Here is a 26090-nt window from a genome sequence, read left to right on the forward strand (position 1 = left end):
GATCAGGCCTCATTGAAACGGAAGGTCGAGACTTTTTGTTCCAGGCCCATGGCCAGGCCACGCAACTGCTCGGCCGTTGCTGCAGATGATTCAGCGGCCTGGGTATTCTGTTCGGACATCTGGGCAATGGTCTCGACCTTGCCGGCTACTTCATGCGCTACCGAAGATTGCTCTTTCAGCAAGGCAGTAATCTCGCTGACTACCTCCACCACGCGGGCCGAGCCCTCACGTATCTGGGCAATGGCCGAACCCGCCTGACTGGCCAGATCTACACCGCTTTCCACCTGTTCGACACCCTCGCCCATGCCATCCACCACGCCTTGGGTGCCTTGCTGGATGCGTGCCACCATCTCGCCTATCTGCTTGGTGGAAGCGGTGGTGCGTTCAGCCAGTTTGCGCACCTCGTCGGCTACCACGGCGAAGCCACGGCCGGTTTCGCCCGCCCGTGCCGCCTCGATGGCAGCGTTCAGCGCCAGTAGATTGGTCTGGTCAGCGATTTCCTTTATGACGCCCACGATGCCACTGATGGCCTCGGCATCCTTGCCCAGGGCGCTGACATTGCTGGAGGCGCTGCGTACGGCTTGCGCAATCTGCTCCATGCTCTCCACTGTTTCATTGATCACAGCCCCACCTTCGCTGGAGGCCTTGCCCGAATCGGTGGAGAGCCGGTGGGCATCGTTCGCATTGTCCGACATATGGCTGATGCTGACCGTGAGCTCCTCTACTGCCGCGGCCATGGCCGCCGCAGCATTACTTTGCTCACAGGTGGAACTGGCTACCTGGGTGCTGATACTGGCCACATTGCTGGCCGCTGACATCAGTTCACGGGCACTACCCTGAATATCGCGCATGGTATTGCCCAGCTTCTCTGCGAGCTGACGGGCACTGTGGGCGATATGGCTCATTTCGTCATTGCCCTTGACTGCCGGTGGGGCGGTGAAGTCGCCATCGGACAGGCGCGCCATGTCAGCCTCAAGCGCCTCGGCTCGCAGGGTTAGGTCGCGGGCGAAGCCGGCGATCAGCCAACCAACCACGAGCAGCACAGTCAAGGCAGCCGAAGCCTCAATGGCAAGCATGGTTTTTCCCTGCCTGACTCGATCTGTCAAAGTGTGTTTGACGACGCGTTCTTGCAAAAAGTCATTGAAACGATCCTGGTTGGCTAGTGTGGTGCTGACCTGCTTAAAGTATGCCGATGCATCCTTGCCCAATGTGCCGGGCTCTATTACCTGTTTGTTCAAATCTTGCTGCAACTCGGTTAGTGCTTGCATGACTGGCTTCCATTCTGCGTTGAGCTTGGTACTCAGCTCAGGATGAAAATCATCAATCAGCTCGATATCGTTGTTGATGCGATCGAGGTTTGAGGCGACTTCCCGGTTCAACAAGGCATCCAGCCTGCCCAGGGTGCGTTCGTCCACCCCCTTGGCAGCCATGGCGGCAAGCAAACCCCGGGTTTGCGCGATCCGTTCTCTGAGGCGAGGTAGCTGGTCCACCATGGTCACGATCAGGTAATAGGCATCGGCTTGCGGGTCCAGCAACAGCCCGGTGTCGCCCGCCACATGGTGGCGGTATTCATTGATCAGGGTAATTAGGCGGGTATGGGCTTCAAAATTATCTGCGGCACTCTTGCTGCGCCAATCCGATTTGAGTTGCTGCCAGTTGCTGGTGATGGCGTTGACCTTGTCCTTCCATTGGTCAGCGTGCAAAAGTTTTTCCTGCGCTGCCAATTTGTCCAGTGCGCTGTCCGCCTCTACTACAGATTCACGCACCACGCTCTCGAGCGAGTTATCGCCATTCAGCTGGGTTGTGGTTGCTCCACGATGGCTGGCCACGGCGTTAGCGAAGGGGGTGAGTGCCTTGATGTATTCGGCGCCCGCCAACTCAGTTTGGTCGCGTTGGATATCGGCGTAACTGCCCATTGCAGCATTCGTTAGGAGTATCAGGCCAGGCAGTACCGAAACCAGAAAAATCAGCAGGAACTTGCGCCGGTAACTTAGCGCTCGCGATAGTTTGATTGCAGGGCGTAGCAGGGTGGAGAACATGATGGCTTCCTTGTTGCCTCTGGGGAGACATGTCAATTGAACTTGGCGAGGTCGATGCCCCACTTCTCTGCTTTTTCGTGTCCGGTAATGGCATCGGCGCCACCGCGGCCCATGGGGCGCGACAGGTCGACGATCTGCGGGGTGAGGTAGTGCCGTTTCTGGGTGTCGTAGAACACCTTGAGCTTGGGCTGCAGCAGGCTGTCGGGATGGTGTTCCACCACGATGCCCAGCCGGCCGCTTTCCAGCAGCACCAGGGTGCCGACGGGATAGATGCCGATGCAGCGGGTAAAGGCCTTGACCAGATCGGGGTCGAGGTGGGTCTTACTCCACTCGAATATCTTGCGCAGCGCCTCGGTGGGGGGCATGCCCTTGTGGTAGCAACGGTCTGCGGTGATAGCGTCGTAGACATCGACGATGGCGGCCATGCGCGCCAGGGTGCTGATGTTGTTGGCAGTCAGCCTGTGGGGGTAGCCCGATCCATCAATGCGCTCGTGGTGGTGCAGGGTAATATCCAGCGGGATTTCATCTATCCCTTCGCTTTGCCTCAGCAGTTCAAAGCCATCCATGGGGTGGCGCTTGATGGTGGTGAACTCTTCGTCGGTGAGGCGGCCAGGCTTGTTCAGTATCTCGTCCGGCACCAGAGCCTTGCCGGTATCGTGCAGCAGCCCACCTAGGCCAGCCTGGTGCACGGTCTGGAGGTCAAAACCCGCCGACAGCGTAAAGGCGATCATCAGCGTGCCTACGCTAACCGAATGCAGGAAGGTGTATTCGTCCTTGTTCTTGATATGCGAGAGCCCAATCAGGGCGCCGGGGTTACGCAGCATGGATTCCGTCAGTGCGGTCACCATGGGCTCGACTTCTTCCAGCCGTATGGCGTGGCCCAGTCGGGCGTCACGCATCACATTCTTGACCAGCTTGGTGGCCTGGCCGCGCAGGTTGCGGGCGCGGCCTGCTTCTTCTTGCAGAGATACCTGCTGCACGATGACCGGCTTGGCCTGCGCCACGGCCAGCAGCTCCTTGTCTAGCTGCTGCTGTAGCTCTTCATCGGTCTGGGCATGGGGGGCGTCCAGCCCCAGTTCGGTATCTACGGCAACAGTACGGATTCCACAGGCTAAGATAGTCTGTATGTCGTGCTCGCTCTCCAGCCTGAACTGCGAGCGCATAAAGGGATGCGCAGACCAATCCACACCCAGATCATGGACATACATGCCGACTTTCAGCTCCTGACTGGGGACATGCTTGATCATGGATTGCTCCGATGCTTTGCGGCGGGGTTTGATGTGGGTGTGCATGCGATGCATTCTGCGCGGCACCAGAGGATGGGGTAACTAGGTCGATGCCTAGTGCGCGCGCAGCCGGTTTATGACAAACCAATCAGGTGGCTATGCAGCAAGCCAAAACACCGCGATACAGGGTGGTAATCGCCGATGACCACTTGCTGGTACGCAAAGGCATACGCGCCTTGGTGGAGGAGCTCGGCCATGAGGTGGTGGCCGAGGCGGATGAGGGTATTGCTGCCGTGGCTGCTGTTCTGGCGCTTGAGCCAGATCTGGCCTTGGTCGATATCGCCATGCCCGGCCTATCGGGCATAGAAGTGGTGCTGCGGGTAGCGGGCAGCCTGCCGGGTGTGCGTCTGCTGTATCTCTCTGGCCTGTCGGACAAGGATGCGGTGGTACAGGCGCTGCTGGCGGGTGCCGATGGCTATCTGCTCAAGGATTTTCTGCTGGATGACCTGGCGGGCGCCTTGCAAACCGTCATGCGGGGCGAGCGTTACCTGAGCCCCGGCTTGCCAGAAGCCATACATCAGGCGCTGGAGGGCAGTGAGGAGCCCTTGCTGACCGCCAGGCAGATCGAAGTGCTGCGGGGACTGGCCGATGGCTTGACCCTGAAGCAGATTGCCCGCGCCATGGAGGTGAGCCCCAAAACGGTGGAGTTTCACCGTGCCAAGCTCAGCGAGCGCCTGGGGATAAAGGATATTCCGGGTCTGGCGCGCTATGCCGCCAGGATGGGGTTGGTGGGTGGAAGCGGATAGGCCGGTGGGCAACTAGGTGCTTGCCTAGCTGACATCCTGCTGGGTTTGCATCAGCCTATGCACATGAACGAACTCATCCTTCCCAATATGCTGCAGTCGGCCGGCCCAGGCAGTGTGTGGCGCCACCCCGTGGCTCGGCGCTTCCTGCTTGTTTATTGCTTGCTGGCCTTCACGGTACTGGCAGGTCTCGCCGCGGTGCTGTACCTGATGCGGCAACAGGCCTTGGGGCAGTCTGAGCGCGAATTGGCGAACCTGGGCCATCTGCTGGCAGGGCAGACACGCGACATGATACGCAGTGCCGATATCGTATTGCGTGATACCAGGGACGGGCTGATGCGTGCAAAGCAGGCGGGTGAAGTGCAGACCCCCGCTTATTTGCATGAACATTTTCGCCAGCGCATTGCTGGCGTGCCACAGATACGGTCCATGGTGCTGGCCAATGCCAGCTCTGAAATCATTGGCCATTCGCTGACCCCTACGCCCCGCTTGGCCATATCGGATACCTCCAGTTTCCGTGCTCACTTGCTGAATGATTCGAATAAGCTGCATGTGGCCGAGCCCCGGCAGTCGCGCATAGACGGGCAGTGGGGGGTAGCCCTGTCCCTGCGTATGGAAGATGAATACGGGCAGTTCGATGGCATTATCGGGGCGGCCATTGATCCCAATGTCGTGCAGCAGTTTTATCGGGCCATCGATCTGGGCGAGGGTACGGCTGTCTCCCTGTTTCGCGCAGATGGCATCTTGCTGGCGCGTTGGCCGCAGGTTGCCAATTCAATCGGGCTCTCATACAGCAACGATGAGATTTTCACCCAATTGCTGAGCAACAATGAGCAGGGTTTTACCGTGCTGAACAGCACGGTGGACAATCAGCGGCGACTATTGTTTGCCCAGCGTGTCGGTGAGTATCCGTTTGTGATTGCGGCTTCACGCACCGAAATGGCGACGTTTGCAGACTGGCGGCGTTACGCCGCGGTGTTAATCGGTGCGGCCGTCCTGCTTTTGCTGGGCACCGGCTGGCTGATGCTGCGCCTGGCAACCCAGGAGGCCAGGCGCAGATCGGCCGAGGATGAGTTGACGGGGACGGCCCAGCGTCTTCGGCTGATTGATCTGGCATCGCCCGTTGGGCTCTATGTGGCCGACGCCGCAGGCCAGCTCAGCTATGTGAACCCTGCCTATACCCAATTGCTCGGCGTACCGGCGCTACGTTTGTTGAATCAGGCCTGGATCACGCTGCTGCACCCCGATGACTGCGAGGCTGTCAGTCGTGCCTGGCAGCAAGCCGTCGAGCGGGGCAAGTCTTTTGCTATGGAGTACCGCTATCTTTGCCCTGATGGCCGTTTGCTTTGGGTCAGCAATCGTGCCGAGCTGACGGTGGCATTGGAGGGGCGTGGCGGTTTTGTGGGGTCGATAGAGGACATTACTGCGCGGCGTGAGCGGGAGCAGCTGTTGCGCGAGACGCTGTCCTTACAGAATGCCGTGCTGGATGGTACGGCCTATTCCATTATTTCCACCGACCGCAGTGGTTTGATACGCAGTTTCAACCGGGGGGCGGAGCAGATGCTGGGTTTCTCTGCCGCCGAAATGGTCGGCAAGGCGACGCCGGCCCGGTTTCATGATCTGCAAGAGGTAGTGGCCCGGGCGGCGGTGCTGTCGGTTGAGTTGGGTGAGCCTATCCCGGTCGGGTTTGAGGTATTCGTGGTCAAGGCCCGTCTTGAGGGGGTGGAGGAGCGGGAGTGGAGCTATATCCGCAAGGATGGCCGGCGCATTCCGGTGCTGTTGTCGGTGACGCCGCTGCGCGATGAGCTGAGGGAGATCGATGGCTACCTGGGTGTGGCGCATGATCTCTCGGAATTTCGCAAGGTGGACAAGCTCAAGCGTGAGTTTGTCTCTATCGTCAGCCATGAGCTGCGTACGCCGCTCACCTCCATCCGTGGCTCGTTGGGCCTGGTGGCCGGGGGCATAGGCGGTGCGCTACCCGAGCGGGCCAATGAGCTGGTCAGGATAGCCCTGCAGAATGCCGAGCGCCTGGTGCGGTTGATCAACGATATCCTGGACATAGAACGTATCGACGCCGGCCAGTTGACCCTGCGCGCGCAATGCACCGAGATCATGCCGCTGCTGGAGCAGGCGCTGGCCGATAATCAGGGCTACGCCGACCACCATGGTGTACGTCTGCAGTGCTTTGGCCAGGTCAATGGCGCGCTGGTGGAGGTGGATGTCGATCGCTTTGGCCAGGTGATGGCCAATCTGCTATCGAATGCCATCAAGTTCTCGCACTCCGGCGGCGGGGTGGAAGTCTCCGTCATGCGTGATGGCACGCGCTTGCGTATCGAAGTCTGCGACCACGGTCCAGGCATTGCGCCAGCGTTTCGAGACAAGCTGTTTGAGCGCTTCAGTCAGGCGGACTCCACCGACGCCCGCCGTCGTGACGGTACGGGACTAGGGTTGGCGATATGCAAATCGCTGATGGCGCAGATGCACGGAGAAATTGGCTGCGATAGCAGCGTAGGGGCGGGTTGTTGTTTCTGGGTGAGCCTGCCTTTGCAGGGGCTGCCAAGCGGGCCTGCCGATATGCGGCCGCCTTCGCTGGCCCCCCGGATACTGCTGTTGGAACAGGATGAAAGCTGCGCCGCGCAACTGGCGCGACCGCTGGTGGAGGCGGGTTTCCCGGTGGAACTGGTGTACGAGGCCAATGAGGCACTGCTGCGTTGGGAAAGCGGACGCTTTGGCGTGGCCTTGGTGGGGCCGCGTGCGGTCAGCGGTGGCGAGGGGCGGCTGGAGCAGATCATGTCCCGAGACCATCAGGCCAGGGCCATCCTGTTGCTTGGCGATACCCCAACGGCGATACCGGTGGACGCCCGCTTGCCCTGGCCCCTGGAACCCCAGCAGTTGCTGGCGGGGCTGCGGCGTGTACTGGTGGGTTTGCGCTCTGCCCAGGTATTGCTGATTGACCATGATAGGGCACTGCAAACCCAGTTGGGGGCCCTCTTGCCACAGGGTGTGGCTTTGGATGGTGCCGATACCTTGTCTGCTGCACGCCATATGCTGTGCTGCCGTGATTATGACTTGGTGCTACTGGATCCGGCATTGCCAGATGGTGATGGGCTGGCATTGCTGCCGCTGTTGTATGGCTTGCCACTGCGCCCCGAAATTATCTTGCACACTTCAGAGGCGGCGCTGGATACCGGCCTGACGGGGGCGCTGCACCGCGTACCCAAGGATGGCAGCGTGGAGGCTGTAGCCGACTTGATCAATCAGAAACTACGGCAGCGCCGTGGGCAGGAAGGCACACAATGAGCATGCCCTTGCAGCGCATCCTGTATGTGGAGGATGACCCTTCCATCCAGACCGTCGTCAAGCTGGCGCTGGAACTGGTGGGGGGCTATCAGGTGGAAGTCTGTGACTCGGGTAGGGCGGCCATGGCGGCGCTGCAGCGCTTTCGTCCGCAACTGGCGCTGCTGGATGTCATGATGCCCGGCATGGATGGCCCAACCACCTTGCAGCACTTGCGCGAACAATTCGGATTTGAACGGCTGCCGGCGATTTTCATGACCGCCAAGGTGCAGCCTGCCGAGGTGGCGGTGCTCAAGTCTCAGGGCGCCTTGGGCGTGATAGCCAAACCGTTCGACCCCATGACGCTGGGCGGCGAGCTGGAGCGGCTCTGGTCGGGGCAACCGTGATGAGCATGACACCTGAAAGGCAGAGGCTGGAAGCGGCGCTGCACACGCTGCGCCTGCAGTTTGCACAGAACCTGGCTGCCGAGGTGGCCAAGGTGGATGCCCACCTGCTGCGCTGGCAGGCCGGCGATGAAGCGGCGCTGGGGGCGGCGATTGCGCTGGCCCACGGCTTGGCGGGGTCGGGTAGCTTGTTCGGCCGGCATGATGTGACGGTGGCGGCAAGGGCGCTGGAGCAACTCCTGTGTCATCTGCCCGATGACTGGCGCCTGCAATTGCCGGCCGCCAGGCTGGCCCTGTTGAAACTGGGCCGGGCGGCGACCGAATAACCATGCCTGCGCCGCTTGGGGGCTGCAGCGCTCGGTCTATCTGGCACACTGTGAGTGTCCCGTCCCTGATGAGCTGTACGTATGAACACCCCGATTGAACAAGGCGTGCGTTACGACGCCCGCCATGCTGCCGCTTACGACCGCAAGATACGACAGCTGATTCCTGGCTACGAGACCTTACATATGCTGTCGGCCCATGTGTTGGCCGAGCAATTGCCTACGCAGGCGCGTATTCTGGTTTCAGGTAGCGGCAGCGGTGAGGAAATCCTGCGGTATGCCCAGATGAGGGCGGATTGGCTGGTCGATGGGCTGGACCCGAGTTCAGAGATGCATGCCGTGGCGCTGGGCAAATGCCGTGAGGCAGGCATAGGCCATCGCATCAAGCTGCTGCAGGGGCGCCCCGATAGCCTGGCCTTGGCCGACGGCTACGATGCGGTCACGTCTTTGCTGGTGATGCACTTCCTGCCCGATGATGGCAGCAAAGAGCGCTATCTGAACGCACTGGCCACGGCCTTGCGGCCAGGCGGTGTGCTGTTGTTGGCGGATTGGGTAGGGCAGCGCGGCGAGGCCGAATGTGAGGCGATGTTCAGGGTATGGCGCAGGCAGCAGGACGCCACGCGTGACAGGCCAGATCAGGTTGCACTGGATTTCTCGCACCTGGAACAGCATGTCTACCCGGTATCGGCCCAGCGTCGCGCGGCGCTGCTGGCACAAGCTGGGCTGACAGCGGGCGCTTGCTACTGGCAGGCCTTGGGTTTGTCGGCCATTGTCGCGTACAAGCGGGCGTGATCAATATCGCGCAACAAGGTGGCATAGCTTGCTAGGTCAGGTGCTTAGCGGGTGGCACCCAGGTAAGGCGCCAGTACCTTTGCCGCAGGCTCTATAGCGGCTATCACGAACGGAGTGGGCGGTATGTTGCGACATATCCTGTTTGTCTGTCTGTTGGGGCTGGTACTGCCAGGTATGGCGGATACCACTGCAGCCAGTACCTATCGGTTTGCGCCCGAATCAGACTATGGCCCCTTTGTGTTCCAGGATAGGGACGGCGTCGTCAAGGGCTTGTCGGTCGATTACCTGAACCTGATCGCCGAACGTGGCGGCTTGCGTATCGAAACCCTGGCGGCTGCACCGCTGAGTGCCAACCTGGCACTGGCCAGGCAAGGGCAGGCGGATATTCTCTCTTCCTTGCGGCCCACCCCTGAGCGGGGTGAATTCCTGCTGTTCACCCCGCCCTATGTGTCGGTGCCTGCCGTCTTGGTGGTGCCGGCAAACCGCAGCCTGCCTGTCGGCCTTGCGCAGATGGTGGGACAAAAGGTGGCGGTGGGTACGGGCTATGCAGTGGAGGCCTATGTGCGGCGGCAGTTTCCTGCCGTGCAGTGGTTGGGGATGCCGGACGATCACCAAGCCCTGCGGGCCATGCAGCGTGGGGAGGTGAGTGGCGTGGTGGCGGACATTGCCAGTATCCGGCACCTGCAGGCGCGGCACGGATTCGCTGAACTGGTGGTGGGGCCATCTGTGGGGTTCGATTACCCCTTGAGCATGGCCTATCGCAAGGATATGCCGGAACTGGGCCGGCTATTGGAGCGGGGCCTAGTGCAGATTACGCCCAGCGAGCGAGAACAGATATACCGGCGCTGGATAGGCGAAGCGCCGACGCCCGACCAAGTCGATCTGAACCCGATGCTCTACTACGCTGGCGGGGTGTTCTTTCTGCTGGCGGTAATTCTGGGCGGATGGCATGCCATTGCAGTGCGAAAGTCATCGGGTGGCTAGCTTGACGCACAGATCGCGCCTTGCTTGCAGCATCCTGCTCTGGAGCCTGGCGTGTGGAGTGCTGGCCTGGCTGTCGCTCTATCTATCAAGGCATGGTGGTGGGGTGGCTAGCCTTTGGTTTGCCAACGCCGTTGCCATCGCCAGCCTGTTGCAGCGGCCCTTGGCTGAGTGGCCAGTGCGTCTGCTGGCGCTTGGCCTGGTCATCACCCTGGCCAATTTGCTGATGGGCAGCAGCTGGTTGCAGGCACTCTGTTTTGCCCCACCCAACCTGCTGGAGATCGGCGTGGCGGTCTACCTGTTTCAGCGCCATGTGCAGGCCGGGAGTTGGTCGGATAGCCCTAGTAGCCTGCTACGCTGCTTCCTGGCATGCGGTGTGGTACCCGGCCTGTTCGGCGCCAGCGCGGGGGCACTGGTGCTGCTGGCTAATGATATCGGACCGTTGGCGAAAGTGTGGTCGACCTGGTATGTCAGCTCGCTGGTGGGGGCGATGACCGTGCTGCCCCTTTGTCTGCAACTGCGGTTTGCCGGGGCGCCTTTCATACTGGCCGAGGTGGTATCCAGACCCACCCTGGCCTGGCTGTTTGCCTGCCTGAGTTTTCAGGTGCTGGTGCAGCTCAAGATGCCTTACCCCTTGGTGGCCTTGTTGGCTCCCCTGGTCATTGCTGCGGCCTATCTACCATTTGGCAGCATGGCGTTTGTGGTGGCGATCTGCGCGATCACCCAGTCGCTGTTGATGGGGCTGGGCGCCATGCCCTTGCCACCTCTGACCGCCGAGTGGCAGCTGCTGCTGGTCTACGCCACCTTGGCACTCACGTTTATTGTGCCCTTGATACTGGCATCGGCGACCCGCCAGAACAGCCTTCGGCAAATGGCACTGGTCAGGGCAGAGGCTGCGGCGCACGCGTCGAACCTGCTGCTTGAACAGCACCAGCAACTGCTCGATGAAGCAAGTCGGTTGGCATTGCTGGGTGCTTGGGAGGAAAGCGTCGATGGACAGTACCACTGGTCCAGGGCGCTGTTTACCTTGCTGGATCAGACGGATAAAACCCCACCAGGCTGGGAGCAACTGCTACCGCGGTTTGAACCTGAGAGCGCGGCGCTATTGCAGCAGGCGCTGCTGGAGGCACGTACCCAGCAGCGGCCGTGGGATATCGAACTGACCTACCTGGGGCAGGGCGGGCGCAGAGTGCAACTGCGGCATATAGGCCAAGGGCGTAAGGGCACGGATGGCGTATATCGCTTGTGGGGCGTGGTGCAGGATATTACGGCGCAGCGAGAGCTGGATGAGCTCAAGAACCACTTTGTTTCTGCCACCAGCCATGAGTTGCGTACGCCCCTGACTGCCCTGCATGGTGCGCTTGAGATGCTGGCCTATACGCAGGCGAATGCTTTGCCGGCGCAGGCGGCAGACCTGCTGGAAATTGCCCGGCTAAACAGCAGGCGATTGACGCAGCTGATTCAGACCATACTGGATTTCGAGAAGATCAGGCTGGGCAAGCTGGAGGTGCAACTGACCAGTGTGGATATGCGCGCGCTGACTTTGGCGGTGGTACACGAGTTGAAGCCCTATGCAGCCGGCTTCGAAGTCCGTTTCGAGGTGGAGGGGGGCGATGCCCCTGTGTTTGTACGGGCGGATGCCGGCCGAGTGATGCAGATCATGACCAATCTGCTCTCCAATGCAGCCAAGTTCTCGCTGCAGCACGGGGTGGTCAGCATTGCACTGCACGAAGACGCGAGCGATGTGTACTGGCGGGTAGGCAATGGTGGCGAGCCCATCTCGGCGGAGATGCAACAGCGCCTGTTCCAACCCTTTAACCAGGGTGATCGCCGCGATGGCCGCCAGCATTATGGTACGGGCCTGGGTTTATCCATCAGCCAGGCGATGGCGCATGCGATGCAAGGAGAGATTGCCTGCACCAGCGATACGGAGAACGGCACCGTGTTTACGCTGCGGCTGCCGCGACCGGAGATGGAAAAGGCCTGAGAAAAAAATGGGCCGGCGGTCAGGCCGGCCCGGAATGCAGACCGAGAGACGGGCGCTCACGATCTCCAGGGAGAGGTGCCGGGCTGGGTCGCCCCAGACCCGGCGTACTGCGCGCAAAGGAGTTCAGTTGAACTCGTTACTACCCATGGCTTGCGCCAGGTACTACATCAATCAGTTGGTGGCCGACTTCAGTTGCAGCTTGCTGTCGACGCGCTTCACGCCGGCGATGGCCGAGGCGACCTGCATGGCCTTGTCAGCAGCTTCAACCTTGTCGACAGTGCCGGTCAGGGTAACAACGCCCTGTACGGTGGTGACCTTGACGTCCAGGGCCGACAGGCTCTTTTCGCCCATGATGGCGGCCTTCACCTTGGTGGTGATGGTGGCATCGTCCACATATTGACCGGCTTCAGCGGCGGGGCCACCTTGGGGGGCTGGTGCTGCGGCTACATCGGCAGCGATAGCGGGGCCAGCGATCAGCATGGCGGCAAGCAGGCCTGGCAGCAGATGACGGTTTTGCATGGTGGAATCCTTTCGAGGTGTTGGGAAAGGCAACGCTAACTTGGCGTTACGTTGTCCACTATTGCAATGCCCGTGCCAGGTTTTATTACTCCTTGTATTTCAATGGCTTGCGTTGTTTCATTGCTAGGGCTGGCTGGTTCGGGGATGGCCAGGCCGGCTTGGCTCCCCTTTTCTGTCGCTGATAGGCGACGCCTCTTGGCTGCGGTGATCCAAGTGCCTGAAAACACGAGCACCTGGCCTGTCGCTAATCGGCGACGCCGGGTGTGCTGCGGAACATGCCGGGGCTCAGATCATGCTTCTGCAGCAGGCGATAGAACTCCGTCCGGTTGCGATCGGCCAGGCGCGCCGCATCGGCCACGTTGCCGTCGGTGAGCTTGAGTAGCTTGACCAGGTAATCCAACTCGAATCGCTGACGGGCCTCGGCATAGCTCAGGACTTCTACTGCGGCGGCGCGCAAGGCACGCTGTACCAAGGAGAGGGGTATCAGCGGTGCGGTGGCCAGGGCGCAGACCTGTTCCACTACGTTGTAGAGCTGCCGCACATTGCCTGGCCAGGGGGCGGTGGCCAGGGCTTCCAGGGCTTCTGGGGCGAAGCTGTTGAGCTGCTTCTGGTACTTGTCGGCCAGGCGGGTCAGGAAGTAGTTGGCCAGCAGCGGTATGTCCTCGCGCCGTTCTGCCAGATTGGGTAGCTGCAGGCTGACAACGTTGAGCCGGTAGTAGAGATCCTCGCGGAACTGTCCGGCCGCCATGGCGGCTTCCAGATCACGATGGGTGGCGGACAGTACGCGCACGTCTATGGGCACCGGTTGGCTGGCGCCGACAGGCCGCACCGAGCGCTCTTGCAGCACCCGCAACAGCTTGACCTGCAGGGGCAGCGGCATGTCGCCGATTTCGTCCAGGAACAAGGTGCCACCATCGGCCGCCTGGAACAGGCCGCGATGGTTGCTTACTGCCCCGGTAAAGGCCCCCTTGATATGGCCGAACAATTCGGATTCCAGCAACTGCTCGGGTATGGCGCCACAATTCACCGCCACAAAGGGTTTTTGGGCGCGGTGGCTGGCGCGGTGTATGGCCTGGGCCAGCAGCTCCTTGCCGCTACCGCTGTCACCCCGTATCAATACGCTGGCATCGGTGCCGGCCACCAGCCTGGCCTCGGCCAGCAGCTCGGCCATCAGGCTGGAGCGGCTGACGATGGGGGCGCGCCACTCGTCGTCGTTCTTGCCCGCCTGGCCGCCAGGTGTGGCGATGCTCAGTGCCTGGGCGATCTTGGCCAGCAAGAGCTTGCCGTCGAACGGCTTGGTCAGATAGCCGAACACGCCACGCTCGGTGGCGGCCACCGCATCCGGGATGGTGCCATGGGCGGTCAACAGGATCACCGGCAGGGTAGGGTGGCGGGCATGGATATCGCCAAACAGGCTCAAGCCGTCCCGGTCTGGCAGGCGTACGTCGCTCAGCACCAGTTGTGGCAGTTCCACCGCCAGGCGGGTCAGTGCGCCTTCGGCGGTGGTCGCCGTGGTCACGCGGTAGCCTGCAGCCGTCAGGCGCATCGACAGCAGCTTGAGCAGGTCGGTGTCGTCATCCACCAGCAGGATATGGGCGTTCATGGCCGGGCTCCTTGGCGTGGTGCGGGCGTCAGGCTGCGCTCTATGGCCTTGAGGGCTTCCAGTTTCTCGTTCAGCTGATCGAGTTTCTTCTGTTGCTCGCGCTGCAATTGCAGTTGTTTGTCCAATTGTTCCTCCTGCTTGCGCTGTTCGCTCAACTGGCTTAGCAACAATCTGGCCAGGGGCTGCAGTGCCTGCGCTTCGGCGCGGCTGTCGCGTAGCAGCGCCTCCAGCAGCGTGGTGGCACGGGCGGCATCGTTGCCGTTGCGGTTGTGCAGCAGCAGCAGTGCCAGCTCCATGCTGGTGGCCGGGCTGGCGGGCGCCACGCCCAGGCGGGCTGCTTCCTTGGCCAGTTCGGCGGCGTTGTACTGCCGCAGGTTGTCGTGATAACCCACTGCCAGGCGTACGGCCTGGCTGGCGGGGTCGAGCTCGCGCACGGGTATGCGTACTTCCTTGACCGGCAGGGCACAGGCCGCCAGGACAAGGCAACTCAGGATTGAGCAAATAGGTTTAGTTTTCATCGGGTAGTTCGATTCTGAAACAGGTGCCGGGTTCATGCGGCAGCAGCAATACCTGACCGCCGTGGGCCTGCAGGTATTCCTGGACGATAGAAAGGCCTATGCCGCTGCCGTGACGTGCAGCCGGCGGCTGGTGCTGGCCCTGGTAGAAGGGCTCGAAGATGCGGGGGCGATCCTGTTCGGCAATGCCGGGGCCTTGGTCGCTGATATCGATCTGTATGTGCTTGCCGCTGCGCCGGAGCGAAAGCCCGATACTGCCGCCCTGGGGGCTGAAGCGTATGGCGTTGGAGAGCAGATTGCCGAGGGCGATGGCCAGCTTGTCAGCGTCTACCCGTGCGTTCAGCGTGGGGCCGTCTATCTCGGGCTTGAGCTGGCGGGCCTGCCATTGCAGGCGCTGGGTATCCACCACCTTCTCCAGCAAGGCCCGCAGATCGCAAGGGGCTAGGTTGAGTTGGCGGGCCTCGAAGGCGGCGGCATGAAAACGCAGCAGATCTTCTATCTGCTGCTGCAGGGCCACCACATTCTGCGCCAGGATGCCGGCTACCTCGCGCTGCTGCTCGGTCAGGGGCCCGGCGATTTCGTCCTCCAGCAGCGCTACGCCCTCACGCAAGGCCGCCAGGGGGGTCTTCAGCTCGTGTGAGATATGGCGCAGGAAGCGCGTTTTGTCAGCATCCAGCTCTGCCAGGCGCAAGCGCAGCCAGTCCAGCCTCTGGCCCAGTCGGCGCAGGTCGGCGGGGCCACGGATATCGATGGCGCGGTCCAGCTGGTTCTCACCCAGGCTCAGTATGGCGCCTTCCAGCTGGCGCAGGGGCCGCGCCAGCCACAGGCCGAAGATCAGGGCCAGCAGGATGGCCAGCAGCAGGGCGGCCAGCAGTTGCCCGCTGAGCCGCAGCCGGCCCTCTTCCAAGCCGCTGAGCAGGTCGGCATTGCGGTGTTCGAGGTCATTGCGCACGGCACCTGCCAACTGGCTGTTGAGTTGGGCCAGTGCCTTGAATTCGGTGGAAAGCAGGGCCTCATGCCGGCGGGTAGGCTTGGTCGGCTTGGCCAGATAGTCGTCAATGCGTGCCTGCTGCTGGCGCCAGCGGTTTGCCACCTCCTGGTCAGCCAGCCCGGCTTCCAGCCGTTGCAGCGCGGCCAGGCTGTCGCGCAGGGCTTCGTCATAACGCAGGCGGATATTGGGGTCGTCCAGGACCAGGAATTGCCGTGCTGCCCGCTCCATGGTGACGCTGCGTTCGGCCAACAACTGCGCGTCGGCACTCAGCTGCACGGCGTGTGCGGCGCCGCCCCGGCTCTGCTTGACCAGGGATTCCAGCGTGAGCAGCGCGCTCAGGGAGGCGGCGCCCAGCAAGCCGGCCAGGAGCAGGAAGGCCAGCAGCAGCAGTTGGCGAAAAGAGGGGCGTAGGCGAGCAAGCATGGGTTTATGTAGATGGCATGGCCAGCAGGATGATGCCTGCTTCGGCGCGGGAGGGGAAATGCCATGTCTGTTCCGGGCCAGCGGCTGCCCATGAATAGCAGCGAAGTGGCGTGCGCTTTGCGCGCCATGCTTGAACAGTATTTATGCTTATGTCATATTATGGTCAGCGAGACCACTTTGAACAGGTAACTGGGTAAGCAAAATGCGCGTGGGGTTGATGCCGGTTATCGGCAGGCTTTGAATGCGCACATTATCTGGTTCTATTGTGGTATTGGCAAATAACACCAGTTTGAGGCTGGTGTCTCGTTTGCCGCATTTTTTTGTCCATTTGAGATACCAATGAAAAACCAATCAGGAGGCATCATGCAGGCAACTCCCTTACTCAGCCGTGCCGGACTGGGCTCTGCCCTGGCGGCAATGGCCGCACCACTCTGCGCCAGCTTGGTCAGCCAGGCAGCCTTGGCGCACGGCGCCATGGCGGTGCCGGTGGACCGGGTCTACAACTGTTTTCAGGAAGGGCCGGAGAACCCCAGGTCAGCAGCCTGCAAGGCTGCCAAGTCAGTTGGCGGCACCCAGGCTTTCTATGACTGGAACGGTGTGAACCAGGCCAATGCCAACGACCAGCACCAGGCCTTGATCCCCGATGGCAAGCTGTGTGGTGCGGGCAAGGATGTCTACAAGGGCTTCAATCTGGCGCGTGATGACTGGCCCGCTACCAATATCGCCCCCAATGCCAACGGCCAGTTCGACTTCCTCTACAAGGCTACGGCACCGCACGCCACCAAGTCGTTCAAGTTCTTTGTCACCAAATCGGGCTACAACCCCGGCATGGCGCTGAAGTGGTCTGATCTGGAGAGCCAGCCATTTTGTAACATTACCAATACCACCCTGGTAAATGGTCATTACAAGATGAGCTGTACCTTGCCCCAGGGCAAGTCGGGCCGCCACGTGATCTACAGCATCTGGCAACGCGCCGACAGTACAGAGGCTTTCTACTCCTGCATGGACGTGAACTTTGGCGGCGCCACCACGCCGTCCACCTGGAAGGAAATCGGCCAGGTGCGGGCACAGCAGGATCTGGCAGTGAACACCAAGGTCACCTTCCGTCTGTTCGATCCCGCGTTCAAGGATCTGGAAAGCCACAGCATCACCCTGGCCAGTGGCATGACAGGAGCCAGCCAGTGGCCTTATCACTTGGCCCAGAAGGTCAACGCCGCATCGCAGTACGTGAAGGTGGGTGTGCTGGGTAACGGTGGCAATATCACGCCGGTGCAAAGCAGCATGGAAAACCGTGTCTACGAGCGCAGTACCGTTACCCAGGACTACAGCTTCGAGATCGACATCAGTACCGGTGGCGATGGTGGTGGTACCGGGCCGGTGGATTACGTCTATCCGGCGGGCATTGCCAACTACAAGGCCGGCACCGTGGTGCAAGGCAGCGACGGCAAGCGTTACCAGTGCAAGCCTTTCCCCTATTCGGGTTGGTGCACCCAGTCGCCGCCCCATTACGGCCCGCCTGCAGGGTCGCATTGGCAGGATGCCTGGACCTTGATGAAGTAAGGTGACTGCCGCTGCCGTGGCAGCGGTGTGTTTGAGCTACAGCCATCAACAGTGCGGCCTGATCACGGAAGTGAACAGGCCGCACTGCTTGTTTAGGGGCGCTTACATCTGCTTGAACAGATGCAGGTAGGCGCGGCTGACCACCAGTTGGTCGGGGCGGGTCTTGAGCTTGACCAGGGTACGGCCGCGAAAATCACGCACTGTCCCCGCAATATGCCTGACTGCGACGATGGTGCCACGGTGTACCTGCCAGAAGCGGGCGGGGTCCAGTCCGTCTAGCAGTTCACGCAGCGGGGTGCGTATCAGTGACTCGCCGTCGGCGGTAAAGACGCTGACGTATTTGTCGCGCGCTTCGAAATACACCACCTCATCCACCGCGATCAGGCGTGTCTCGTTGCCGTGGGCTGCCCGTATCCATTCCAGCCGCGGGCTGCCAGGGGCGGGTTGGCCTAGCAGGCCAGCCAGCTTGGCCAGCAGTTCGGGATCGGGGCCGGCGCCGGGACCGAGACCGGAACCGGAACCGGCCATGGGGCTGCCGGTATGTCGTTCGTCGCCCAACTGGCGTTTCAGTTTGTCCAGCGTCTTGCCCAGGCGCTCCCGGCTGGGGGGCTTGAGCAGGTAGTCCACTGCCTCACGCTCAAAGGCATCAACCGCGTACTGGTCGTAGGCTGTGACAAACACCATATGCGGGGCTGCGTCGGCGTCCACCAGCCGGCTCGCCACCTCCAGGCCGTTCAGGCCGGGCATGCGGATATCCAGGAAGGCAATATCCGGTGCCGTCTCATCTATCAGCCTCAGCGCGTCCACACCGTTGTACGCCAAGGCCACGATCTTGAGCTCAGGCCACAGCTCGGCCAGCTCGGTCTTGAGGAATTCGGCCAGGGCAATTTCGTCGTCGGCAATCAGGGCGGTGGGCATGGTGTGGCGCGCGGTGTGGGCTGTTCTCTATCTTACTATGGCTGCGGCCCGCGCTTGCCCGCGCTGCCGTCCAATGGCAGGCGCAGTGTGGCGCGGACGCCGCTGGGTTGCTGGTCGGCCAGGGTAATGCCGCCAGCCGTGCCATACAGTGTCGCCAGTCGCTCGCGCAGATTGGCCAGGCCTACGCCGCCGCCAGGGCGTGGCTTGGCAGCGGGGTTAAAGCCCTCGCCATCATCGGCGACCTCGATCAGCAGGGTATCGCCTTGTTGAGCGACGGTGAGTGTGATGGTGCCGCCCGCGATGCGCGGCTCCAGGCCGTGCTGTATGGCGTTCTCCACCAGGGGCTGCAGCAGCATGGGCGGGATGGCGATGGCGCCCAGCTCGGGTGGGCACTGTAGCTGATAGCTCAGGCGCTGGCCCATGCGTACCTGCATCAAATCCAGGTAGGCGCGCACGGTCTCCAGTTCATGATCCAGCCGGGTCTCGGCCTCGCGGCTGGCCGACAGGCTGGTCCGCAGGTAATCGATCAGGCGTTCCAGCAGCAGGCGGGCTTTGTCGGGTGCGGGCGCAATCAGGCCTACTGCATTGGCCAGGGTGTTATAGAGGAAATGCGGCTCGATTTGGGCCTGCAACATGCGGAGTTGCGCTTCCAGTGCCCTGCGTTCTGCGTCCAGGGCCTTCTGTGTCTGTTCGGCGAGTGCCATTTCGGCCTTGACCTGCCGGTCACGTGCCACAAACAAGGCACACAAGATGGCTGACATGCCCAGCGAGAAAACCAGTATGGTCCTGACGCCCTGGGCGCTGAAGATATAGCGCCGGGCCGCATCCATATCGAGCACGGCCAGGCCGACGGCATAGCCCAGGAATACGCCCAGTACCGGGACCAGCATGAAGTAGAGGTAGCGCAGCCAGGTGGGTAGCTTGTGCAGCATGCTGCCCAGCAGCATGCCAGACAGATCGAACAGGCCATGGATAGTGAAGCCTATGGTCTGGGTCAGCACAAAATTGACGTAAAAATAGCGCCACGGATTGCTGGGCAGAGAGAACATCAGCCCCACGCTCATCAAGGTGCAGCCGATCAGGCTGTTCCAGATAAAGGTGTAGAGCAGATCTCGGGCTGTGCTATGCGGCCAGCGCTTGAAGTAGGGGATCAGCTCCAGCGGGTGCCAGCTGAGGCCGGCCTCCAGGCTGTTGCAACTGCTTGCTGCGGTGTGAGGATTGCTGCGCATGGCGATTCCTGGGGGCTTGTTATGTGCTCAGTTTATGGCTTGGTAGTGACGGACTTTCATCCCGGGTTCTTGGCGGCGCTTAGCGCATGGCCAGTTGCGCAGCCTTGTCCAGCCATCGCACCCGGTGCTGTTCGGCACTGCCACGTATCGGCCCGATTTCAAGTTCATCCCTTACCCGTATGCCGCAAAACTCCAGCACATTCACGCGCAGCGCCCTGAGCCCCGCACGCCGGTAGACCAGCCGGTTGTACCATGGGGGGGTGTCGCTGGTCACCAGTATCTGGGCCTCCCGCCCCAGCAGCAGCTTGCTGGGTAGGGCCTTGTCGGCAAGGTATTTAAAAGCAAAGCCAGGCAGAAACACCCGGTCGATAAAGCCTTTCAGCAGGGCGGGCATGCTGGCCCACCAATAGGGGTAAACGAATACCAGGCGCTCCGCGTGCTGGATGGCCTGCTGGGCGGCTTGCAGATCAGGTTCCAGCGTCTGCCTGCCCTTGTAACCCTTGCGCAGTATGGGGTCGAAGGCCAGCTCTCCCAGATTGAGCCGGGCCACCTCGTGGCCAGCCTGGCTGGCAGTTTGCTGGTAGCGGTCGGCCAGGGCGGCGCAGAAGCTATCTTCATCGGGGTGGCCAACAATAATCAGTATGCGCATGGTCAGGTACTCAGAAAGTTGCCGTGAAAACACAGCGGCGCAGCATAGGGCAGCCTGGCCTGGGCCAGCGGGCCCTGCGCCAGGTTGGCGGCATCGAACACATTCAGCACGGTCTGCTTGCGGCGTAGATCCAACGCCGGGCCAAGCAGCCAGAGTCCGCGGCCATCGGGCCGGGCGACCGGGACGTGTTCCTCCACGACCCAGTCCGGGCCGAAGGCAAAGCGATCGACCTTGCCGCCATCCAGATCAATGCGTGCCACGCCCCCCATGCCCATACCGTGTTGCTTGTCCTCGATCAGGGTAAAGAGTGCACGATGGCGGCGCCCCACAACCGCATCGGCAACGCGGGGGAACTCACTCGCCGCGAGCAGGCGCTCCTCCCGTACCTGACCCCGGCGCAGATCCAGCGTCAGCTGGCTGGTCACCGAAGGGACGGGCTTATCCCACACCACCCCGCGCATGGCGGCGGCCATCTCCTGCAGTACCTGGTCATCTTGATAGAGGGTGGCATCCAGCCGGATGCTGTCGCCATCGTCAAACGCGTTGCCAAAGTGAAATACCATGCGGGCCGGCATTTCCAGTGTGTGTTTCAGCGTCAGGTCGGCCTTGTCTATGACCAGCACCCGCATGGCACGCTGCCCTTGCCATTGGTGCATGGCCAGATAGCTGATGCCAGGGGCGCGGTTGAGGCTGAAGGGGGGCAGCAGCAAGACGATATGCCGCTCGGTCACGACGAAATCATGCACCAGGGCAATATCGGCCACGTTCAGCAACTGCACCCGTGCTAGGCTGCCATCGGCTCGGATATGCCAAAGCACCAGCTTGTTGACACCAGGCACGGCGCCGATATTCCACAGGGTGCCGTCCGGCTCCACCTTGGGGTGGGCCGAGAAGGGCAGGGCGGTCAGGTCGTCGCGCCAGGTCTTGAGGCCACGGGTGGCCAGCGTTTGCGGGTCCAGCTCGGTGGCCGAGCCGCCCTCCCACATGGCGTACAGCTTGCCGGCATGCGAAAGCGCGCTGGTATTGGCGGCATTGACACTGTCGTTGTTGCCTATCGGCCGGCGGGCAATGGCGGTGCCAAAACCAGGGTAGAGCAACTGGTCGGCAGCGGCCTCCTCGCGGTATTTGTGGGTGCGCACCATGCGGCCCAGATGGCTGACACGGCCATTGGCCATGCGCCAGGCATGCACCATGCCGTCGCCGTCGAACCAATGCTCGTAGCGCTCGCCACCACGCTCCAGCCTGGCTGGGCCATTGCGATAGAACATCCCTGCCAGCGCCTTCGGCCAGCTTCCGCTGATGCTGGCTTCGCCGGCCAGCATCTCGTTCTGGGTGCCAGCCAGCATGGCCAACCGGGGATGTTTGGCCAAACCAGCTCGGTATGCCTGATAGGTATCGGCACCAGCCAAGGCACTGGCCGGCAGGCATACTGCCAGGCCACCGGCCAAGCTCTTGAGCAGAAAATCGCGGCGTTGCATCTCAGCGCTCCTGTTCTTGCAGTTTCTTCAATTCATGTGCCAGTACCTTCTCGTACAGGCCGGCCCCATCGAAGAAAGTGACGGCGCCGTGTGACAGCAGGCCCACGCCCCAGCCCATCGCCGACCAATAGGCCCAATTGATGCCCCTGCCTTGCAGCAGGTCTATCAACAACAGGCAGCCGATGACGAGCAGATAAATGATGGCGTGGCTGTAGAAGCCAGTTTTCTGCCGGGCGCGGCGTTTTGCGCGGGCGAGCAGGGCGTCTTGTGCGGGCATGGTGGTCTCCTGAGCAACGCGGGCGTGGTTAACGTAGGGTGACGGCAATCTCGGTGCCATTGTCTGGCACGCTGATGCGGGCTTGCTCGAAGCTGGGCGGGCCAAAGCTGCCGGTGGCATCACGGGAGAAGCCATAGGGTTCGGTGGGCATCCCCACCATATTGCTATCGAGCCGCTTGTTGCCGTTCTTGTCCTGGTACAGCGAAACCGCGTAGTCGCCGGCCTTCAGGTTGCTGATCACGGCCTTGATGCTACCGGCCTGGGCATCGGCCCAACTGATGCCGACAGGGCGCTTGAGGAAGGTGTCGGCACTGTCGTAGGCGGCAAGCAGGACTTTGCCCTCGGCGTTGGCCAGGCCATTGACGGTGATGGTCAGGTCGGCTGCCTGGGCTGCGCCGGCAGTCAACAAGATCAGCGGCAGGATGTGGCGGATGTGCATGGTGTGGCTCCTCGTGGCTCGCGGTAGTGCGATGGGTTGCATCCTGGCGTAGCCCGTGTCGAGCCGCTGGCACTTGCGATGAATCGACGGGGCCTGGTCGCCAGTTGCATGCATCCGGCGTGAATCACCGAGTGAGGTTGCGGGAGGCGTCTGGGGAGGAGGAGGGGCGGGCGCAATCCTTGGTCAAAGCAGGACGGCAAACAGCCCGGCTGTGCCGGGCTGGTCTGGTGGTGCAGGGTGCGCCTACCCCGTACTCTGGTCACGACGGGGCGACGTGTACTTGCGTCAGCGCTTGGTTGGCTTCTTGCGCACGTACAGTGTTTTGGTGACGCGGGCGATCAGCTCGTTCTGCTCGTCCACGATATCAATGACGAACTGGGGCAGGTACTTCTCGCCGCTGGCTGTACGCTCGCGGATTTCTGCCAGCATGGCGTCATCGATACGGAAGCGGGCGGTGACCTTGCCACGGCCGGGGGCAATGAATTCGATGCCGGCCTGCTGATCCCAGACAAAATAGTCGCGCCCCAGCAAGGGCATGAGCATCAGCATGTACCAGGGGTCGGTCATGGCAAACAGGCTGCCGCCGAAGTGGGTGCCGACATAGTTGCGGTTGTACCAGCGCAGGCTGAGCTGGCAATCGACTTCGCGGTAGTCCGGCGAGATCCGCGTGGCATGGATGCCGGTAAACAGAAAGGGCGGCCACAGGTTGATCAGACGCCGCAAGGTATTGGCTTTCAAGCGATTTTACTCCTTGTGGGATTGCTCGAAAGATTGCCTGTCAAGCGCTTGCTTGTCAAATGTCCATGTGACCGTGCAGGCCTGGCGATCAGACCGGGATGCGGCAATGCCTTGGCAAGCCGGCATGGTTTCTTGGCCTGCTGCCGCCTATAACTATCATTGTTGGCTGATGGAGCTGGCGGCCTGCCGTGGGTAGTCACGGCAAGCTGATCAGCACGGCATGGCGATGGCCGGGGCATGCCCGGCCTGGATCACAGACAAGGATGGGTGTGATGGCGGAACAGATGGCGACTGCGGGCTTACCAGAACCGACCGATGTGGCAGAGGTAGTGGTGCGCTACCTGGAAGCCATCGGGGTGGAATATGTCTTTGGTGTACCGGGCGGTGCGGTGGAGCCTATCTACAATGCACTGGCCCGCAGTGCTCGCCGTGGCGGCCCACGGGCCGTGGTGGCCCGGCACGAGGCCGGTGCGGCCTTTATGGCAGAGGGTTATACCCGTGAGACCGGCAAGGTGGGCGTCTGTATCTCCACATCAGGCCCTGGCGCCACCAACCTGCTGACGGGGGTGGCCAATGCCTACGATAACAGCATCCCCATGCTGGCCATTACCGGCCAGCCCTCCCTGCCTTCGTTTGGCCGTGGTGCGCTGCAGGAATCCGCCTGTACTGGTGTGAATACCCTGGGCATGTTCCGCCACTGTACCCGCTACAACTCGCTGGTTTCCCACCCCGAGCAGGTGGAAAGCAAGCTGGTCAGTGCCATCATGCGCACGCACCGGGCGCCCTATGGGCCTGCCCACCTGTCGTTTCCGGTCGATATCCTGCGGGCGCCTGCGCCGGGCTCCTGGCTTAACTACGATCTGCGCAACCTGATTGAGAAGCCTTCATTGGTGGATATTGCCGTCGTGCGCCAGTTGGCGGCCGATATCCACAAGGCCGACAAGATCGCCATCATCATAGGCAGCACTTGCGGCGAAGCCATCGAAGCCATACTGGAGCTGGCCGAGCGCACCCATGCCCTGTTTGTGACCACACCCGACGGCAAGGGGCTGGTCAACCCACGGCACCAGCTCTACCGAGGCGTGTTTGGCTTTGCCGGCCACTACACCGCCAATGCAGTGCTGCTGGACGACCCAGATCTGGTGCTGGCATTCGGCGTCAGCCTGGGCGAATGGACCAGCGCGGCCTGGTGCGAGACCGTGCTGAACAACCGGCTGGTACATATCGATGTGGATGACGAGCATCTGATGCGCTCGCCCATGGCGCGGTTGCATGTCCGTGGCCGTATCAGCACCGTCTGCGAGCTGCTGGTGGAATCGCTGCGGGGCGACGAGCAAAGGGCGCAAGAGCGGGCAGGCAAGGTCAGCCTGCGCAGCGTCGAGGGCATGCTGCGCGAGCCGGAAAAGTACGAATCCCAGGCCGTGCCCATCAAGCCGCAGCGATTGATGCGGGAGCTGTCGCGCCGCTGCCCGCCCACCACCCGCTTCTATGCCGATGCCGGCAATAGTACGGCCTGGGCCATCCATTACCTGCAACCGCGTGACCGGCGCATCGGGCACCAGCATGACTTTGGCCGCACCCATGCCGATGTGGGTGAGCGCAGGCAGGATCATGCTGGCTGGCTCCGGGTCATCATGGATTTTGCCCCCATGGGCTGGGCGATAGGGGCGGCTGTGGGCGGTGCACGCGGCAACCCCGACTGCCCCTGTGTCTGCATTACCGGCGATGGTAGCTACCTGATGAATGGACAGGAAATCACGGTGGCAGCGGCAGAGAAGCTATCGGTGCTGTTCGTGATACTCAACGATGGTGCGCTGGGTATGGTCAAACATGGTCAGCGCCTGGCAGGTGCCGAGCGCACAGCCTTTGAGTTGCCGACCGTGGATTATCGGCTGCTGGCCGAATCGCTGGGCGTGCCGGGATTCGTGATCCGCTCGCCCGAGGACTTCGAGCAGATCGATATCGAGGCCATATTGCGCCGCAAAGGCCCCACGCTGCTGGATGTGCGCATAGACGGCGAGGAGGTGCCGCCCATGAGCCTGCGCATGAAGACCCTGGGGAGCGAGCGATGAGCGAAGCGCCACGCAAGGAGGTGGTGCATACCCGCATCTGGCAGGAAGAAGCCGAGCCCGATAACCCCTTTGCCACCCGGGTTGCCCGCTGCCATGGCTACGATGTCTATGGCGACATGCTGGGCAAGGCGAGCTGGATAGAGATGGTCTACCTGCTGTTTCGCGGCGAGCGCCCCTCGGCGCAGCAGGCGGCGTTGCTGGAGACATTGGCCGTGGCCCTGGCCAACCCCGGCCCGCGTGACCCCATGGTGCATGCGGCCATGTGTGGTGGGGTGGGGGGGTCTACTGCAGCAGCCAGTTTGATGGCGGCCTTGGCTGTGGGCGCGGGGCAGTATGGCGGGGCACGCGAAGTGTTACTTGCCATGCAGGCCTGGGAGGTGTGCGGGACTGATCTGGCAAAGTGGCGCCACCACCTGGCCGCACCGCCAGAAACTTTGGTCGATGTCTGGCCTCAGACCGAACATCCACCAGGCTTCGATCCACACGGTGTGACCACACCGCTACCGGTGCTGCAACTGCTAGATTGCCTGCAGGCTCGCAGCTCGGGGGGGCAACTGAGTTGGTTGCAGCAAAACCGGGTGGCGCTTGAGTCCATCGTGGGTAGGCCATTCAATCTGATATTGCCCACTACGGCAGTGTTTTGCGAGCTGGGATTGAGCCCATCCGCTGCTGAGATGATGCACTTGCTGCTGCGGCTGCCTGGCGCGGCAGCCCATGCGCTGGAGCAATGGGATTATGGCTTCAAGCGCTTCCCGTTCTTTCCTGTTGAGTTGACTGATGATCCTGGTCAGAAGGTGGTGAGCTGATGGGCTATCGACTGTTACAGGAGGCCCATGGCGTTTTGCGGA

The 26090-nt window shown here is 61.8% G+C and carries 23 protein-coding genes; 10 read left to right on the forward strand and 13 right to left on the reverse strand.

Going from position 1 to position 26090, the window contains the following annotated elements:
- Positions 1-2: 2 nt before the first annotated feature.
- Together V7714_RS19050 and V7714_RS19055 are read right to left on the reverse strand one after the other, a co-directional pair.
- Complete coding sequence (locus V7714_RS19050; protein WP_335711148.1) at positions 3-2039, reverse strand: methyl-accepting chemotaxis protein; 2037 nt, start codon at positions 2037-2039, stop codon at positions 3-5.
- Between the two features lie 32 nt (positions 2040-2071).
- Complete coding sequence (locus tag V7714_RS19055) at positions 2072-3286, reverse strand: HD-GYP domain-containing protein (protein WP_335711149.1); 1215 nt, start codon at positions 3284-3286, stop codon at positions 2072-2074.
- Between the two features lie 137 nt (positions 3287-3423).
- Between V7714_RS19055 and V7714_RS19060 the strand changes: the two genes are divergently transcribed.
- From V7714_RS19060 to V7714_RS19090, 7 genes are all read left to right on the forward strand, one after another.
- Entirely contained in the window at positions 3424-4071 is a 648-nt protein-coding gene (locus tag V7714_RS19060; protein WP_335711150.1) for a response regulator transcription factor, read from the forward strand.
- A 63-nt stretch (positions 4072-4134) separates the two neighbouring features.
- The gene (locus V7714_RS19065) at positions 4135-7368 is read left to right on the forward strand and encodes a PAS domain S-box protein (RefSeq protein WP_335711151.1); all 3234 of its coding nucleotides are present in this window, start codon (positions 4135-4137) and stop codon (positions 7366-7368) included.
- Positions 7365-7751, forward strand: a complete 387-nt coding sequence (locus V7714_RS19070) for a response regulator (RefSeq protein WP_335711152.1) — start codon at positions 7365-7367, stop codon at positions 7749-7751. Before V7714_RS19065 ends, V7714_RS19070 begins: the two co-directional genes overlap by 4 nt.
- Complete coding sequence (locus V7714_RS19075; protein WP_335711153.1) at positions 7751-8074, forward strand: hypothetical protein; 324 nt, start codon at positions 7751-7753, stop codon at positions 8072-8074. The genes V7714_RS19070 and V7714_RS19075 overlap by 1 nt, the downstream gene beginning before the upstream one ends.
- 81 nt (positions 8075-8155) lie before the next feature.
- Positions 8156-8863, forward strand: a complete 708-nt coding sequence (locus V7714_RS19080; protein WP_335711154.1) for a class I SAM-dependent methyltransferase — start codon at positions 8156-8158, stop codon at positions 8861-8863.
- Positions 8864-8986: 123 nt separating this feature from the next.
- Positions 8987-9847, forward strand: a complete 861-nt coding sequence (locus V7714_RS19085) for a transporter substrate-binding domain-containing protein (protein ID WP_335711155.1) — start codon at positions 8987-8989, stop codon at positions 9845-9847.
- Positions 9813-11831: an ATP-binding protein gene (locus V7714_RS19090; protein WP_335711156.1), complete on the forward strand. Its 2019-nt coding sequence runs from the start codon at positions 9813-9815 to the stop codon at positions 11829-11831. The genes V7714_RS19085 and V7714_RS19090 overlap by 35 nt, the downstream gene beginning before the upstream one ends.
- 171 nt (positions 11832-12002) lie before the next feature.
- Here the strand turns inward: V7714_RS19090 and V7714_RS19095 are convergent, their stop codons facing one another.
- The 4 genes from V7714_RS19095 to V7714_RS19110 form a co-directional block, all read right to left on the reverse strand.
- Positions 12003-12350: a BON domain-containing protein gene (locus tag V7714_RS19095; RefSeq protein WP_290331062.1), complete on the reverse strand. Its 348-nt coding sequence runs from the start codon at positions 12348-12350 to the stop codon at positions 12003-12005.
- A 244-nt stretch (positions 12351-12594) separates the two neighbouring features.
- Positions 12595-13953, reverse strand: coding sequence for a sigma 54-interacting transcriptional regulator (locus V7714_RS19100; RefSeq protein WP_335711157.1), 1359 nt, complete (start codon positions 13951-13953; stop codon positions 12595-12597).
- On the reverse strand, positions 13950-14471 hold the full coding sequence (locus V7714_RS19105) for a hypothetical protein (protein ID WP_335711158.1): 522 nt from the start codon (positions 14469-14471) through the stop codon (positions 13950-13952). The genes V7714_RS19100 and V7714_RS19105 overlap by 4 nt, the downstream gene beginning before the upstream one ends.
- The gene (locus V7714_RS19110; RefSeq protein WP_335711159.1) at positions 14461-15882 is read right to left on the reverse strand and encodes a sensor histidine kinase; all 1422 of its coding nucleotides are present in this window, start codon (positions 15880-15882) and stop codon (positions 14461-14463) included. Before V7714_RS19110 ends, V7714_RS19105 begins: the two co-directional genes overlap by 11 nt.
- A 363-nt stretch (positions 15883-16245) precedes the next feature.
- Between V7714_RS19110 and V7714_RS19115 the strand changes: the two genes are divergently transcribed.
- Entirely contained in the window at positions 16246-17442 is a 1197-nt protein-coding gene (locus tag V7714_RS19115) for a lytic polysaccharide monooxygenase (RefSeq protein WP_335711160.1), read from the forward strand.
- A 102-nt stretch (positions 17443-17544) separates the two neighbouring features.
- On the opposite strand, the gene V7714_RS19120 is transcribed toward V7714_RS19115, so the two are convergent.
- The 7 genes from V7714_RS19120 to V7714_RS19150 all read right to left on the reverse strand — a co-directional run bounded on the left by V7714_RS19120 (position 17545) and on the right by V7714_RS19150 (position 23170).
- Positions 17545-18360 carry a LytR/AlgR family response regulator transcription factor gene (locus V7714_RS19120; protein ID WP_335711161.1) on the reverse strand — a complete coding sequence of 272 codons (816 nt, stop codon included), beginning with the start codon at positions 18358-18360 and terminating at the stop codon, positions 17545-17547.
- Between the two features lie 35 nt (positions 18361-18395).
- Positions 18396-19589 (reverse strand): sensor histidine kinase, encoded by a 1194-nt coding sequence (locus V7714_RS19125; protein WP_335711162.1) that lies wholly within the window; start codon positions 19587-19589, stop codon positions 18396-18398.
- 79 nt (positions 19590-19668) lie between these two features.
- On the reverse strand, positions 19669-20238 hold the full coding sequence (locus tag V7714_RS19130; protein WP_335711163.1) for an NAD(P)H-dependent oxidoreductase: 570 nt from the start codon (positions 20236-20238) through the stop codon (positions 19669-19671).
- Positions 20239-20240: 2 nt separating this feature from the next.
- The gene (locus V7714_RS19135; protein WP_335711164.1) at positions 20241-21716 is read right to left on the reverse strand and encodes a carotenoid oxygenase family protein; all 1476 of its coding nucleotides are present in this window, start codon (positions 21714-21716) and stop codon (positions 20241-20243) included.
- A gap of 1 nt (position 21717) precedes the next feature.
- Complete coding sequence (locus V7714_RS19140; protein WP_335711165.1) at positions 21718-21993, reverse strand: 2TM domain-containing protein; 276 nt, start codon at positions 21991-21993, stop codon at positions 21718-21720.
- Positions 21994-22021: 28 nt separating this feature from the next.
- Complete coding sequence (locus tag V7714_RS19145) at positions 22022-22432, reverse strand: DUF2141 domain-containing protein (RefSeq protein ID WP_335711166.1); 411 nt, start codon at positions 22430-22432, stop codon at positions 22022-22024.
- A gap of 285 nt (positions 22433-22717) precedes the next feature.
- Positions 22718-23170, reverse strand: a complete 453-nt coding sequence (locus tag V7714_RS19150) for a DUF4442 domain-containing protein (protein WP_335711167.1) — start codon at positions 23168-23170, stop codon at positions 22718-22720.
- Between the two features lie 272 nt (positions 23171-23442).
- Here V7714_RS19150 and V7714_RS19155 point away from each other — a divergent pair, with 272 nt between their 5' ends.
- Positions 23443-25242, forward strand: a complete 1800-nt coding sequence (locus V7714_RS19155) for a thiamine pyrophosphate-binding protein (protein ID WP_335711168.1) — start codon at positions 23443-23445, stop codon at positions 25240-25242.
- The gene (locus tag V7714_RS19160) at positions 25239-26048 is read left to right on the forward strand and encodes a hypothetical protein (RefSeq protein ID WP_335711169.1); all 810 of its coding nucleotides are present in this window, start codon (positions 25239-25241) and stop codon (positions 26046-26048) included. Before V7714_RS19155 ends, V7714_RS19160 begins: the two co-directional genes overlap by 4 nt.
- Positions 26049-26090 lie beyond the last annotated feature (42 nt).

Source organism: Chitinimonas sp. JJ19 (assembly GCF_036961565.1).
GTDB lineage: Bacteria > Pseudomonadota > Gammaproteobacteria > Burkholderiales > Chitinimonadaceae > Chitinimonas.